The sequence below is a fragment of the Streptacidiphilus monticola genome, from assembly GCF_042658505.1.
GTDB lineage: Bacteria > Actinomycetota > Actinomycetes > Streptomycetales > Streptomycetaceae > Streptacidiphilus > Streptacidiphilus monticola.
In genome coordinates this window covers 53,310-67,849 of the sequence record NZ_JBHSQJ010000023.1, presented here as the reverse complement: position 1 = coordinate 67,849, position 14,540 = coordinate 53,310, and the positions used below count along the sequence as shown (strand labels likewise).

12 protein-coding genes are annotated in these 14,540 nt (G+C 72.3%); 5 read left to right on the top strand and 7 right to left on the bottom strand.

Annotation, left to right across the window (positions count from 1 at the left end; genetic code table 11):
* Nucleotides 1-60: 60 nt before the first annotated feature.
* From ACFP3V_RS07715 to ACFP3V_RS07705, 3 genes are read left to right on the top strand one after another with little or no spacing between them, the layout of a single operon-like run.
* Nucleotides 61-771 carry an alpha/beta fold hydrolase gene (locus ACFP3V_RS07715; protein WP_380581174.1) on the top strand — a complete coding sequence of 237 codons (711 nt, stop codon included), beginning with the start codon at nt 61-63 and terminating at the stop codon, nt 769-771.
* An 8-nt stretch (nt 772-779) separates the two neighbouring features.
* The gene (locus ACFP3V_RS07710; RefSeq protein WP_380581172.1) at nt 780-1,850 is read left to right on the top strand and encodes a LacI family DNA-binding transcriptional regulator; all 1,071 of its coding nucleotides are present in this window, start codon (nt 780-782) and stop codon (nt 1,848-1,850) included.
* Between the two features lie 12 nt (nt 1,851-1,862).
* Complete coding sequence (locus tag ACFP3V_RS07705) at nt 1,863-2,492, top strand: GNAT family N-acetyltransferase (protein WP_380581170.1); 630 nt, start codon at nt 1,863-1,865, stop codon at nt 2,490-2,492.
* Between the two features lie 432 nt (nt 2,493-2,924).
* Here the strand turns inward: ACFP3V_RS07705 and ACFP3V_RS07700 are convergent, their stop codons facing one another.
* From ACFP3V_RS07700 to ACFP3V_RS07670, 7 genes are all read right to left on the bottom strand, one after another.
* Complete coding sequence (locus ACFP3V_RS07700) at nt 2,925-3,917, bottom strand: rhomboid family intramembrane serine protease (protein WP_380581168.1); 993 nt, start codon at nt 3,915-3,917, stop codon at nt 2,925-2,927.
* A 431-nt stretch (nt 3,918-4,348) separates the two neighbouring features.
* Nucleotides 4,349-5,380, bottom strand: coding sequence for an ABC transporter ATP-binding protein (locus ACFP3V_RS07695; RefSeq protein WP_380581166.1), 1,032 nt, complete (start codon nt 5,378-5,380; stop codon nt 4,349-4,351).
* Nucleotides 5,377-6,327, bottom strand: a complete 951-nt coding sequence (locus ACFP3V_RS07690) for an ABC transporter permease (protein ID WP_380581164.1) — start codon at nt 6,325-6,327, stop codon at nt 5,377-5,379. Before ACFP3V_RS07690 ends, ACFP3V_RS07695 begins: the two co-directional genes overlap by 4 nt.
* A 3-nt stretch (nt 6,328-6,330) precedes the next feature.
* Complete coding sequence (locus ACFP3V_RS07685) at nt 6,331-7,311, bottom strand: ABC transporter permease (RefSeq protein ID WP_380581162.1); 981 nt, start codon at nt 7,309-7,311, stop codon at nt 6,331-6,333.
* Entirely contained in the window at nt 7,308-8,375 is a 1,068-nt protein-coding gene (locus ACFP3V_RS07680) for an ABC transporter ATP-binding protein (protein ID WP_380581160.1), read from the bottom strand. The genes ACFP3V_RS07685 and ACFP3V_RS07680 overlap by 4 nt, the downstream gene beginning before the upstream one ends.
* 82 nt (nt 8,376-8,457) lie before the next feature.
* Nucleotides 8,458-10,128 (bottom strand): ABC transporter substrate-binding protein, encoded by a 1,671-nt coding sequence (locus ACFP3V_RS07675; protein ID WP_380581158.1) that lies wholly within the window; start codon nt 10,126-10,128, stop codon nt 8,458-8,460.
* A gap of 116 nt (nt 10,129-10,244) precedes the next feature.
* Nucleotides 10,245-11,255: a LacI family DNA-binding transcriptional regulator gene (locus ACFP3V_RS07670; RefSeq protein ID WP_380581156.1), complete on the bottom strand. Its 1,011-nt coding sequence runs from the start codon at nt 11,253-11,255 to the stop codon at nt 10,245-10,247.
* A 336-nt stretch (nt 11,256-11,591) separates the two neighbouring features.
* On the opposite strand from ACFP3V_RS07670, the gene ACFP3V_RS07665 reads away from it, so the two are divergent.
* Together ACFP3V_RS07665 and ACFP3V_RS07660 are read left to right on the top strand one after the other, a co-directional pair.
* Nucleotides 11,592-12,938, top strand: a complete 1,347-nt coding sequence (locus ACFP3V_RS07665; RefSeq protein WP_380581154.1) for a GH1 family beta-glucosidase — start codon at nt 11,592-11,594, stop codon at nt 12,936-12,938.
* Between the two features lie 31 nt (nt 12,939-12,969).
* Nucleotides 12,970-14,540, top strand: a 1,571-nt coding sequence (locus ACFP3V_RS07660) for a beta-galactosidase (RefSeq protein WP_380581152.1), incomplete at its 3' end; no start/stop codon positions are given.

Below are 14,540 nucleotides of genomic sequence, written 5' to 3'. Positions count from 1 at the left end.
CCGTGCATGCGGGCCCCCGGCGCCACCCCGGGGCCCGGCCTGCCCGGGTACGCTGCGGGAATGCTGCAGATCCGGGCACACACACCGCACCCCAGTGACGTCCTGCTGGTGCTGCACGGCGGCGACGAGGAGAACCTGCGCGCGCCGGGGCGGGTCAACCCGCCCCTCCTGCGGATGCGGCCCTTCGAGCGGGCGCTGCTGCGCCGCCTCGAGGACGACCCGGTGACCGTCGCCGAGGTCCGCTACCGGCACCGGGGTTGGAACGGCGAGCGCGCCGACGCCGCCGTGGACGCCCGCGACGCCGTGACGGAGCTGGCGCAACGTCTGCCCAGTGAACGGAAGTTGGTCCTGCTCGGGCACTCCATGGGCGCCCGCGCCGCGCTCCGCGCAGGCGGCCACCCGGCCGTCGCGGGCGTCGTCGCGCTCGCGGCCTGGTGCCCGGCGGAGGAGCCTGTCGAGCATCTGGCGGGCACGCGCCTGCTGCTGGTCCACTCCGACCGGGACCGGGTGACCCCGCCCGAGGAGTCCCTGGTCTTCGCCGCCCGCGCCCGCGCCGCGGGCGCCCACGTCGCCCGGCTGCTGATCGCGGGCAGCGACCACGCCATGGCCCGCCACGCCCGCGCCTGGCAGCGCGCCGCCACGGTGCTCACCGGTGCGCTGCTGGACCGCTGGCCCTTCCCCGACCCGGTGCGCAGGGCGCTGGACCGCACCGGCACCGACGACGCGGGCCTGGAGCTGCGGCTGCCGCTGTTCGACGGCGGCAGGGTATAAAGGGCGCCATGAGCAGGAGGTCAGCGGGCAGCGGCAGCGTCACCCTCGAGGACGTGGCCAAGGTCGCCGGGGTGTCCCGCGCGACCGTCTCACGGGTCGTCAACGGCAGTACCACGGTGGACCCGGCGCTGCGCAAGGTGGTCGAGAAGGCCATCGCCGCGACGCACTACGTGCCGAACCGGGCCGCGCGTTCACTGGTCACCCGGACCACCGGCTCGATCGCACTGGTCGTCTCCGAGGAGGGCCGCGGCGACCACCACGGTGGGGAGAACCCGCCGTTCGCCGGGCGCATCTTCTCGGACCCCTTCTTCGGACGCATCGTCAGCGGCGTGATGCAGTACATCCGTTCGCGCGGCGTGCAGATGGTGCTGCTGCTGGTGGACGACGACGAGTCGCGCCACCAGCTCCTCGGCTACCTGCGCCAGGGGCACGTCGACGGCGTGGTGCTGATCTCCACCCACGCCGCGGATCTGCTGCCGCAGTTGCTCGCCGAGGCCGACGTACCGGTGGTGCTCTCCGGCCGCCCCGCGCAGCCGACGCCGATCAGCTACGTCGAGGTGGACCAGCGGGCGGGCGTCGCCATGGCCGTGGACCACCTGGTGGCCCGCGGCCGCACCCGGCTCGCCACGGTCTCCGGCCCCCAGGACACCCCCGCGGGACGCGAGCGCCTGGCCGCCTTCCGGGAGCGGCTGGCCGCCCACGGGCTGGCCGAAGTCGCGGCGGTGGAAGGCGACTTCACCCAGGCCAGCGGCGCGGCGGCGGCCCGCGAACTGCTCGCGGCGGCGCCCGGTGCCGGGGACGTGGACGGCCTGTTCGTCGCCTCCGACCTGATGGCCCTCGGCGCCCTCCCGGTCCTCTACCGGGCCGGGCGCCGGGTCCCCGAGGACATCGCCGTCGTCGGCTTCGACGACAGCTCCGCCGCCCTGGCCTGCGACCCGCCGCTGACCACGGTGCGGCAGCCGGTGGAGGAGATGGCCTCGCAGATGGCCAACCTGCTGCTGCAGCAGATCGCCGCCCCGGAAAGTACGTTGCAGTCGTCGATGTTCCAACCCACCCTGGTGGTACGCGAGTCCAGCTGAGGGAGAGACGACGTGCAGGAGTTCCGCCTGGAGGCCCCGGTACTGGAGGGGACCAGGGTCCGTCTGGAGCCGCTCTCCCATGACCACGCCGCCGATCTGGCCCGGGCGGCGGAGGAGGACCGCGGCTCCTACGCCTTCACCTGGGTGCCCCGGGCGGACGAGGTCTCTGACTACATCGACCAGCAGCTCGCCCGCGCCGCGACCGGGCGGCTCGCGCCCTACGCCCAGGTGGTCGACGGCCGCGCCGTCGGCGCCACCTCCTTCTGGGACCCGCGCTGCTGGATCGACCCCGCCCGACTCTCCGCGATCGAGGTGGGGTTCACCTGGCTGGCCGCCTCCGCGCAGGGCACGGGCGTCAACACGGAGGCGAAGTACCTGCTGTTCCGGCACGCCTTCGAGGAGTGGGGCGTGGTCCGCGTCGACCTCAAGACCGATGCCCGCAACGCCCGTTCCCGCGCCGCGATCGAACGCGTCGGCGCCCGCTTCGAGGGCGTCCTGCGCAACTGGTCCCGCTCCTGGGCCCCCGGCGAGTCCGGCCACCACCGTGACTCCGCGATCTTCTCCATCACCGACCAGGAGTGGCCCTCCTGCCGCGCCCACCTCGAATCCCGCCTCAACGCCGCTGCGCTGCAGCGGCATTGACCCCCGCCCCGGCGCGCCCCCGGAGGTCCGGAAACGGCCCCCGCCGTCCCCGGCCCCCCGCCCCGCGCGGCACACAGCCCCCGCACGGCCCGCCCCCCGAAACGGCACGCCCGCGTGGGGCCCGCGCACCCCGGCCCCCGACGACTGCCCCCACACAAACAGGCAACTCAGCCCACCACTGCGGCTGCGGCTCCCGCAGCGCGGCACGCCACACGGGGGACGGCGCCCCTGCCACGCAGCCCGCACAGCGCCAAGCCCGCGTGAGACCCGCACAACCCGACCCCGACAACTGCGAGCCTCTGCGCCGCCCGGCCCGCGAAGCGGCAGGGGGCGGCGTGGCCCGCGAAGCGTGGCCCGCGCCCGCAGGGCGGCGGGGGCCGCCCCTCCGCAGAGGTGGGGTGCACCCACCCCCGCACGGGCGGGGCGGGAGGCTCAGGCGGTGCCGGTCAAGTGGGTGGTCTGCCAGAGGGTGAGGAGCACCAGGGCCAGCGTCACCGCTGCCAGGCCGGTGGCTTGCCACCAGGCGCGGGTGCGGCCGCGGGGGGCGAAGGCGAAGGCCGCGCCCGTCGCCGCGCCGGCGAGGAGGCCGCCGAGGTGGCCCTCCCAGGAGGTGACCGCGGCGGAAACAGCCACCCAGACCAGGAAGCTGACGAGGAGTCCGGTACCGCCCACCGGGTCGTGGTGCAGTCGCCTGCTCATCACGTAGTACCCGCCGACCAGGCCGAAGATGGCGCCCGAGGCGCCGATGGCACTCTGCTCCGGCGCGATCAGGTAGACGGCGACCGAGCCTCCGAACGCGGACACCAGGTAGAGGGCGAGGAAGCGGGCCCGGCCCAACTGGCCCTCCAGCACCGGGCCCAGCCGCCAGAGCCAGAGCATGTTGCCGATGATGTGGAAGAGACCGAAGACCCCCATCGTCGGCAGCGCGTGCACGAAGGTGCCCGTCAGCAGCCGGTACCACTCGCCCTCGGCGATGCCGACGAGGTGGAGGTGGCCGGGCAGCGGCGCGGTCGGGAGGGAGTCCGACGGCAACACCTGGTAGCCGTCGGGGAGGACGACGCCCCGGCCGAGGACGGCGAGTTCGTCCACGAGGCCACGGTCGCGCAACTCTCCCACGTAGACCGCGAAGTTGAGCGCGACGAGCAGCATGGTGAGCACCGGCGGCCCGGCGGTGATCCGGCCGCCGAAGACCGTGCGGGCCTGCCGCATGCCCTTGTTGCCCTCGCGGACGCAGTCGGGGCACTGGAACCCGACGGCGGCGGAGCGCATGCAGTCGGGGCAGATGTACCGGTCGCACCGCGTGCAGCGGACGTGGCTCTCGCGGTCCGGGTGCCGATGGCAGGTGGTGGTCGGCGTCGCTGCCACGGCCGCCACCGGGTCCGCTGCGACGGAGGACGACGGGCTCGGGTTCCCCTGGGCTGCCATGGCGGCGCGCTGCTCCACTCGATACGAAGGACGCCCGGCCCCGGCCCGGCGCCGGGGAGGCTGCGGAGGAGGGTAGCGGATCTTGCTCAGCAGCCGCACCACCGAGTCGGATCCGCCACCCGGTAGCGTCACGGCACACCGCCGGGCGTGAGGGCCTGTGCGGCGGATCATTGCGGATCAGCCCGCGTCGTTCGCCCACCTCCGGGCGGCCAGGCGGTCCCAGGTGCGGCCGGCTCCAAGGCGGCGGAGCGCCCTCGTACTGGACCTACTTGGGAGTCTCGCCAACGCAGGGTGGCGGGAACCTCCCGGCCGAAGGCTGGGAGGCCGTACCTGGGGCACCTCCCCGCCGAAGGCTGGGGGGAGGCCGTGCCTGGGGCACCTCCCGCCCGAAGGGTGGGGAGCGGCGCAGGCCCGGGGAGATCCGCCGGGCGTCAGCCCGTCGTCACCGCCTCCTCCGCCACGCCCGACTCCGGCGGGGCCTCCGTGTGCAGCCAGCAGGCGACCGTCCGCGGGGCCGGCCCCGGGGCCAGCAGCTGCGGCTCCCGCTCCGCGCACGGCGCGAACGCCTTCGGGCAGCGCGGGTGGAACGCGCAGCCGGTGGGCATGGCACGCAGGTCCGGCGGGGAGCCGGGGATGCCGGCCAGCTCGCGGCGCGGGCCGCGCAGCGGCGGGAAGGCGTGCAGCAGTCCGTCGGAGTACGGGTGCAGCGGGTCGCGGTAGAGCTCCGCCGCCGGGGCCTCCTCGACGATGCGGCCGCCGTACATGATGGCGATCCGGTCGGAGAACTCGACCAGCAGCGAGAGGTCGTGGGTGATGAAGACGACGGAGAAGCCCAGCCGTTCCCGCAACTCGACCAGCTTGCGCAGGATCTGGCGCTGCATCACCACGTCCAGTGCCGTCGTCGGCTCGTCCATGATGACGACCTGCGGCTCCAGCGCCAGCGCCATGGCGATCATCACGCGCTGGCGCATGCCGCCCGAGAGCTGGTGCGGATAGGCGTCCAGGCGGTCGGCGGCGATGCCGACCAGGGCGAGGAGTTCCTTCGCCCGCGCCAGCCGGGAGGACGGGGACGAGGCGGGATCGTGGGCGGCGATCACGTCGGTCAGCTGCGTGGACACCCGGTGCACCGGGTTGAGCGAGTTCATCGCGCCCTGGAAGACGATCGACGCCTCCGCCCAGCGGAACCGGCGCAGTTGCTCGTCGGTCATCCGCAGGACGTCCACGGCCGGGCCGCCCTCGCGCGGGTGGTAGAGCACCTTGCCGCCGCTGATGACGCCCGGCGGCGGCAGCAGCCGGGTCAGGCCGTAGGCGAGTGTGGACTTGCCGCTGCCGGATTCCCCGGCCAGGCCCAGCACCTCGCCGCGGTGCAGCACCAGGTCGACGTCGCGGACGGCGTGCACCGCCTGCTCGCCGAGGCCGTAGTCGACGCAGAGGCCCTTCAGTTCGAGTACGGGCTGGCTCACGAGCGTTCACCTTCTTCGGCGGCCACCGCGACGGGGGCGTGGATGACGGGGGTGAAGCCCACCCGCAGCTTGACCGGGCGGCCGTCCGCGGCCTTGGCGTGCCGCTGGCCGACGTTCTTCAGCCGCGGGTTGACGTACTCGTCCACGCCGAAGTTGACCAGCGAGAGCGCGGTGCCCAGCAGGGCGATGGCCAGACCCGCAGGGACGAACCACCACCAGGCGCCCTGGGCCAGGGCCTGCTGGCTCTGCGCCCAGTACAGGATGGTGCCCCAGTTCCACGCGGAGATGCCGGGGACGCCGATGAAGGCGAGCGTCACCTCGGTGAGCACGGCGTAGACCACGGTGCCGATGAAGCCGGAGAAGATGACCGCGCTCAGGTTCGGGAGCAGCTCGAACAGCACGATGCGCCAGGTGGATTCGCCGTTGGCGCGGGCCGCCTCGACGAAGTCGCGCCGCCGCAGCGAGAGCGTCTGCGCCCGCAGCACCCGCGCGTTCCAGGCCCACGACGTGAAGCCGATGACGAGGGCCACCAGGGTGTCGCCGCCGCTCGGCACGCTCGACGTGATGATGATGATCAGCAGCAGCGCGGGGATCACCAGGAAGACGTTGGACAGGGCGGAGAGCGTCTCGCCGCCCGCGCCGCCCAGGTAGCCGGAGGTGACGCCGATGATGACGGCCAGCGCCGTCGCCACGATGCCGGCGGTGAAGCCGACGTACATCACGCTCTTGGTGCCCACCAGCACCTGGCTGAACAGGTCCTGGCCCAGGTGCGTGGTACCGAACCAGTGCTTGCCGGACGGCGGTTGGAGCAGGTCGTCGCTGCGCGCCGAGGGGTCGTAGGGGGCCAGGGCCGAGCCGGCGAAGGCCAGCAGCACGAACAGCGCGAGGATGGCCGCGCCGGTCGCCGTCTTGGGGTTGCGCAGGAAGGTCCGCAGGAAGCTCTTCACCGGTCAGCCCTCCTTGCGGGTGCGCGGGTCGAGGAAGAGGTAGGCGACGTCGGCCAGCAGGTTGGCGACCAGGACGAACATGGTGGTCACCAGGAAGATGCCCTGCAGCAACGGGAAGTCGGTGGCGCCGACGGCCTGCATGGTCTGGTAGCCGATGCCCGGGTAGGAGAAGACGATCTCCACCAGGAAGGTGGCTCCGACGATCTGCCCGAAGGCGAGGGCGAAGCCGGAGACGTTGGGCAGCAGGGCGTTGCGCGCGGCGTAGCTGAACATCACCCGCCGTTCGCGCAGGCCCTTGGCGTGGGCGACGGTGATGTAGTCCTCGGAGCCGACGGTCACCATCATGTTGCGCATCGACAGGATCCAGCCGCTCATCGAGGTGACCACCAGCATGGCGGCCGGCAGCAGGCTGTGCTGGACCACGCTGCCGATGAACGCGCCGTCCCAGCCGGGCACCAGGCCCGGGTCGTAGCCCTGGCCGATGGGGAAGCTGCTGCCGACCGCGACCAGCACGGCGATCATCAGCGCGCCCACCCAGAACGGCGGGATGGAGGAGATGAAGGTGGTGACCGGCAGCACCGAGTCCAGCCGGGAGCCGCGCCACCAGCCCATCAGCACGCCGAGCAGGGTGCCGGTGGTGAAGCTGATCAGCAGGGCGCAGAAGGCCAGTCCGACGGTCCACGGCAGCGAGGACTTGAGGATGTCCAGCACCGGCGTGGGGAAGTTGGCGAAGGAGACGCCGAGGTCGCCGTGGGAGAGCTGGGCCAGGTAGGCGGTGTACTGGTCCCACAGGCCCTGCTTCTTGTCCAGGCCGAAGAGGACGTAGAGCGAGTGCATGGACCGGGTGTCGATCTGGCCCTGGTTCTTGGCGATCAGCGCCTGCACCGGGTCGCCGGGGACCAGCCGGGGCACGAAGAAGTTGATGGTGATCGCGGCCCATGCGGTGAACAGGTAGAACGCGAGCCGCTGCAGCACGTACCTCACGCCGCGTCACCTTCCTTCCCAGCAGCGGGTTCTGCGTAGAGCCAGCAGGCGGCCCAGTGGCCGGTCCCGCTGTCGGGGACGTCGAAGCGGGGCGGCAGCTCGTCGTGGCAGCGCTCCATGGCCGCGGGGCAGCGCGGGTGGAACCGGCAGCCGGAGGGCGGCGCGATCAGGGACGGGGGTTCCCCGGTGTCCTCGTCGTTGAGCTCCTCCGGCAGCACCTCGCCGAGGATCCGGTCCGGGTCGGGGGCGGAGGCGATGAGCAGCCGGGTGTACGGGTGTGCGGGATGCTGGGTGACGCTCTCGCTGTCGCCGCCCTCGACCATCCGGCCCGCGTACATCACCAGCGTGTCGTCGGCGAAGTAGCGGGCGGAGGCGATGTCGTGGGTGATGTAGAGGACGGCGAGGTGCAGCCGCTCCTTGAGCTCGGCCAGCAGGTTGAGCACGCCGAGCCGGATGGAGACGTCCAGCATGGAGACGGGCTCGTCGGCGAGCAGCGCCTCCGGGTCGGCCGCCAGCGCCCGGGCGATGGCGACGCGCTGGCGCTGGCCGCCGGAGAGCTCGTGCGGGTACTTGTCGAGGTAGCGCTCGGCGGGGGTGAGCGAGACCTTGCCCAGCAGCTCGGTCAGCGCCTGCTCCAGCCCGGCCCTGCCCTCCCCCGCGTTGCCGTGGATGCGCAGCGCCCGGGTGAGGTGGTACCGGATGGTGTGCGTGGGGTTGAGCGAGGCGAAGGGGTCCTGGAAGATCATCTGGACCCGGCGCGCGTAGGCCCGGAACCGGCGCCCCCGACGGACCGTCACCGACTCGCCGTGCAGCCGGATGTCGCCCCCGGTGCGCGGGTAGAGCTGGGCGAGCAGCCGCGCCACCGTCGACTTGCCCGAGCCGGACTCGCCGACCAGGGCGGTGACCCGGCCGCGGCGCAGGGTCAGCGTCACGTCGTCCACGGCGTGGACGACCCGGCCCCCGCGGCGGCCGACCGGGAAGTGCTTGGTGAGGCCGTCCGCCTCCAGGACTGTCTGCCCCACTGTCACTGTCTGGCCTTCTGTGGCCGTCTGGCCCGCTGTCATCGCGGCATTCCCATCCTTCCGGGCCGGCGCCCCGCCCCCTGATCCTGGGCGGGGCGCCTGCAGAAAACGGCGAACTGCCGTACTAGCTGGCGGGCTTGAGGTGCAGGACGACGTCGAGCGCCGCCTCGATGGTGGGCTGGCCGCCGTTGTACTGGTTGCTGTCGTCGGGCCAGCCGGTCCAGTGCTTGCTGGAGTACTCGGCGCCGACGTTGCCGGCCGAGGTGGGGATCATCGGGACCTGCTCCACCATGGTCTTCTCCAGGGTGGCGAGCGCGGCCTGGCGGGTGGCGTCGTCGGTGGCGTTGGCGTAGTCCTGCAGCGCCTTGGTGGCGGCCGGGTCGTTGAAGCGGCCGTAGTTGCCGGCGGGCGAGTCGGTGCCGATGGGCTTCAGCGAGTTCCCGTCCATGATGTTCTGGTACATGTCGTACGGGGTGCCGCCGCCGTTGCTCCAGTGCATGGTGGCCTGGAAGTTGCCGCTGCCGACGTTCTTGAACCAGGCGTTCTGGTCGGCCTTGTCGATCGAGGTCTTGATGCCGATCTGCTTGAAGTTGTCGGCGATGATGCTGAGGATCGTCTGGTAGTCGGACCACCCGGCCGGGTCGGTGAGGGTGATCGAGACCGGCTTGCCGCTCGGGTCCTTGAGGCTGCCGTCGGACGCGAAGCTGAAGCCGTTCTGGGTGAGCAGGGCCTTGGCCCCGGCCACGTCGACGGTGGCCTTCTGTCCCTTGTACTGGTCGATGATGAACGGGTCGCCGGCGGGGGTGGGCAGGCCGGTGACCGAGTCGACCAGCGGCTTGAAGTAGCCGGACTCGCCCTGGACGAAGATGTCCTGACGGTTGATCACCATGGACATGGCCCGGCGCAGCGCCACGTTGTCGAAGGGCTTGACCGTGGTGTTGATCCACAGGCCGTCGGCGCTCAGGTTCGGCGGGAAGTAGAGCTTGTTGTGCGCCGGGTCCTTGGCCGCGAAGACCTGCTTGGCGTTGGGGATGAACACGTAGGACCACTCGCAGGCGCCGGTGGTCAGCGCGGTGGTCTGGGTGTCGTTGCCGGTGTAGGAGGTGTAGCGCAACTCGCCGACCTGCGGGGCGGTCTGCCAGTAGCCGCTCTTGCGCACGGTCAGCGTGACCGTCTGCGGGGTGAAGGACTTGAGCGTGTAGGGACCGGTGCCGACCGGGTTCTTGACGGCGTCGGTGGCCGGGTCGGCCATCTTCGACCAGATGGCCTTGGGCACCACGAAGGTCTGCAGCACCCGCTGCTGGGTGACGAACTGCGAGGTGGTGAACTTGACGGTGACCTGGTTGCCGCTGCTGCTGACCGAGTCGATGGCCAGCGCGTTGAAGTTCAGCGCGGCGTGGTCCTTGAGCAGCTGGAAGGAGTAGGCGACGTCGTCCGCGGTCATCGGCGAGCCGTCGGAGAACTTGACGCCGTCGCGGACGGTCAGCGTCAGCGTCTTGAAGTTGTCGGCCCAGTCCCACTTGGTGGCCAGCCACGGTCTCGGCTGCTCGGCGGGCTTGGCGAAGTTCACCATGGCCAGCGGCTCGTAGATCATCCAGCGGTAGCCGAGGCTGGCTCCGGCGGAGGTGCCCAGGAACGGGTTGTTGTTCTCGGTCTGCGGGCCGTTGGGCATGCCGATGTTCAGCACTCCGCCGGCGGAGCCGCCGGACTTGCTGGAGCTGCCGCCGCACGCGGCCAGGCCGGCTATCGCGAGGCTGCCCGCGACGAGCGCGGTGATGGTGCGATATGCGCGCATGGTTCCCCACTTCGGGATGGGTGGTCGGGGTGGTGAGGACGTGCTGGTCCGGGACAGGGCGCCTGGTGCTGCCGCGGCCTGCCTGGTACGGGGCGAGGGGGATGGGTGGTGCGGGTTCAGTCCGGGGCGCGGGTGGAGCCCCGGACGGTCAGGGTGGTCGGGATGACGACGGGCGCGCCGCTCTCCGGCGGCCGCCCGCCCAGCTGGGCGAGGAGCAACTCCGCTGCCGCCTCGCCGATTTCGCGCAGCGGCTGGTGCACGGTGGTCAGTTCGGGGTCGCTGTGCCCGGCTTCGGGGATGTCGTCGAAGCCGACCACGGCGACGTCCTCGGGGACGCGCAGTCCGGCCTGGCGCAGCGCGTGCAGCGCGCCGAGCGCGGACAGGTCGTTGTGGGCGAAGACCGCGTCGAAGGGGATGCCGTCCGCGAGCCGCTGCCGCACCGCGCGCAGGCCGCACTCGAAGGTGAAGTCGCCTTCGACGACGTCCTGCGGCGGCACGGGTGACGGTCCGTCGGCCGCCCAGGTCTCGGTGAAGCCGTCCAGCCGCTCCTGGACGCAGCCGAACCGTGGCGGTCCGGTGACCACCAGCGGCCGGGTGGCGCCGGTGGCCAGCAGGTGGCGGGCCGCGTCCGCGGCGCCGCCCCGGTTCGTGGTCTCCACCGAGGGGAACCGCGGCTGGTGGCCGCGGTCGTCGATGAGGACCACCGGCAGGCCCTGGTGGTGCAGTTCGGTGATGTAGTCGAGGGTCCCCTCGGGAGCCACGACCAGCAGCCCGTCGAAGGACTTGGCGGAGACCTGCTGGCCGAAACGGCGCAGCGACTCCTCACCCTGGTTGCAGGTGAACAGCAGCAGGCCGAAGCCCCGGGTCTCCACGGTGTCGACCACGCCCTGCAGCACCTCGCCGATCCACGGCCAGGTGAGCGAGGGCACCAGCATGCCGACGACCTGGGTGCGGCCGCGGGCCAGGCCGACCGCGCCGGCGCTGGGCACGTAGCCGAGCTCCTCGATCACGCGGCGCACCCGGGCGATCGTGGCCGCGTTCAACTCGCCCTTGCCGTTCAGGACTCGGGACACCGTCGTCTTGCTCACGCCGGCATGCGCCGCGACGTCAGCAATGGTGATCGGCATCGTCCGCCTCCGTTGGTCGGGTGAGCCTGTCGCAGATCCGTTTCCGGAACCGGTTGCGGAACCGGTTCCGTAGCGGAGTCAAGCAGGGTAGTCTGCGCCGCGTCAATCACGATCCGGAAACAAGAAGTTAACCGACTCGCGCCGATCGAGAGAGCGCTATCTCGCTCGGTGCAGGGAGCTTGGCCCGAGCCGCAGGGACTGTCAACCCCTGGAGCACACATGAGTTTTCAGTTCTTGAAATGATGCGGCACGCTCTTGACGCAGACGGAACCCCGCCGTAACACTCAAGCCGCCGAGGAGAGCGCTCTCACGCCCTCCGGTGTTCACGTTCACCCAATGAAGACGGAGGGATTCCGTATGGAGCCGCTCGACCTCACGCTGCCCCGGGACTTCCTCTGGGGGGTGGCCACCTCCGCCTACCAGATCGAGGGGGCCGTCTCCGAGGACGGGCGGACCGCGTCCATCTGGGACACCTTCTGCCGCGTCCCCGGCGCGGTCGCCGGCGGCGAGACCGGCGACACGGCCTGCGACCACTACCACCGGATGCCGCAGGACGTCGCCCTGATCGCCGGCCTCGGCGTGGACGCGTACCGCTTCTCGCTCTCCTGGCCCCGGATCCAGCCCGGCGGCAAGGGCCCCGCCAACCCGCGCGGACTCGCCTTCTACGACCGCCTGGTGGACGAGCTGCTGGCCAAGGGCATCCGCCCGTGGATCACCCTCTACCACTGGGACCTGCCCCAGGAGCTGGAGGACAACGGCGGCTGGCCGGCCCGCGACACCGCCGAACGCTTCGCCGACTACGCCGAACTGTGCGTCCGTCAACTCGGCGACCGGGTGCGGTGGTGGACCACGCTCAACGAACCCTGGTGCTCGGCCGTCCTCGGCTACGAGCTGGGCATCCACGCCCCCGGCCGCAACGACCGCGGCGACTCCCTCGCCGCCGTCCACCACCTGCTCCTCGGCCACGGCCTGGCCGCCCAGCGCCTGCGCGCCGCCGCCGGCCACCCGGTCCAGGTCGGCATCACCCTGAACACCACCCACGCCATTCCGGCCGACGACCGCCCCGCCTCCGTCGCCGCCGCCCACCACGCCGACGGCCTGGGCACCCGCCTCTACCTCGACCCCCTTGTCCACGGCCGCTACCCCGCCGACGTCGTGGACGCGCTGCACCGCGAGAACGTCCACCTCCCCCTGCACGACGGGGACCTGGCCGACATCGCGCAGCCGCTGGACTTCCTCGGCGTCAACTACTACACCAGCCACGTCGTCGGCGCGGACGGCCCGGTCCGCCGCGACCTGCCGCGCACCGCGATGGACTGGGAGATCCACCCCGAGGGCCTGACCGACCACCTGGTCCGTCTCGGCCGCGACTACCCCGGCCTGCCGCTCTACGTCACTGAGAACGGCGCCGCCTTCGACGAGCCCGCCCCCAGCGGCGGCGAGGTGGCCGACCCCCGGCGCACCGCCTACCTCGACGCGCACCTGCGTGCCGTCGCCGCCGCCCACGCCCAGGGCGCGGACGTCCGCGGCTACTTCGCCTGGTCCCTGATGGACAACTTCGAATGGGCCGAGGGCTATGCCAAGCGCTTCGGCCTGGTCCACGTCGACTACCCCACCCAGCGCCGCACGTTGAAGCAGAGCGCCCGCTGGTACGCCGCCACCGTCGCCCGCAGCCGCGCCTGACGCAGCCCCGTTGCTTCCGAGAGGACTTCCTGTGCCCATCGAGCTCCGCCACGGCGTGCTCCACCGCGACGGCGCCCCCGAGCTGCTCGCCACGGCCGACTACCCCTACTACCGCGACCACCCCTCGGTCTGGCGCGACCGGCTCACCGCGCTGCGCGACCGCGCGGGGATCCGCGTCGTCACCTGCTACCTGCCCTGGCGCCACCACCAGCCGGACGCAGCCGTGCCGCCGGACTTCACCGACGTGGTCCGCTTTCTGCGCCTGTGCCGGGAGTTGGGCCTGGACGTGATCGCCAAGCCCGGTCCGTTCATCCACGCCGAGACCAACTACGGCGGACTGCCCGACTGGATCTGCCCGCTGCACAACCCCGAGGTCGAGCCCGCGCTTCGGGCCGACGGCGAGCCGATGCGCTGGAACGGCTCGGTGCTGGACGGGGACGGCCGGATCGAGCGGTGGCCGCTGCCGTCCGCTGTCGGCCCGCACTTCACCGCCCGGGTGACCGAGTGGCTGCGCGCGGTGGGCAAGGAGGTGCTGGCCGAACTCACCGGCCCGGAGGGCCCGGTGATCGCCGTTCAGATCGCCAACGAGGGCCTGTTCACGGACGGCGCGCTGCCGCTGTGGGTCTACGACTACAGCGGCCCCGCGCTGGCCGCGTTCCGCGACGGCCTGGACCGCCACTACGGCGGCCCGGCCGGCTACAACGCCGTCCACGGCACCTCGCTGACCTCGTTCGACACCGTCGAACCCCCGCGCCGCCGCGGCCCCCTGGGCTCGCCCGCGGAACAGCTCGCACTGGCCGACTGGGGACGCTTCCACTCCGAGCTGCTCGGCCACTGCTACCGCACCTGGTACGACGCGCTGGGCACCGACGTGCCGGTGCTGGTCAACCTCAACCCTCCGGCCGGGGACCCCCACTCGATGGACGACTGGCTGGCCCGGGTCCGCCCGGAGACCTGGCCGGGCATCCACTACGGCTTCACCAACTGGATGGGCGTCGTCTCCACCGACCCGCTGGCGCACGCCCGTTACGTGGTCGCCGCCAAGCGCGCCCCGGGGCCGAACATGGAGGAGAACTGGGGCTTCTCCGAGCTCTACGACCGCGCCTACGCGGCCGGCGCCACCAGCCTGCACCAGACCCTGCTCGCGCTGGCGGCGGGCGCGACCGGCTGGAACGTCTACACCGGCATCGCCACCGCGACCTGGTCCGACGACCTCGACGTGCTGCACCGGCCGCCCTATCCCGACTGCCCGCCCGTGGACGAGGAGGGCCGCACCGGCCACAAGGCCTGGCTGGTGCGGACGCTGGCCGACTACCTGGCCCGGCACGGCGCGGAGTTCCTCGCCGCTCCCCCCGCGCACGCGGCGACCTGGGGCCTGTACTCCCCCTACGCCGCGGTGGCGGCCTGGAGCACGGACGACCCCTCCGGGTCCACGGCCTGCGGCCGCCCGCTGCGCGCCTTCCACGACCGGATGCGGGCGGCGGGTCTGGACTACCGGATCACGGATCTGGAACACGCCGACGCCGGATCCCTGACCGGCCCCGTGTTCCTGCACGGCGGCCCGTTCCTCCCCGCCCGCGTCCAGCGCCTGCTGGCCGGCCA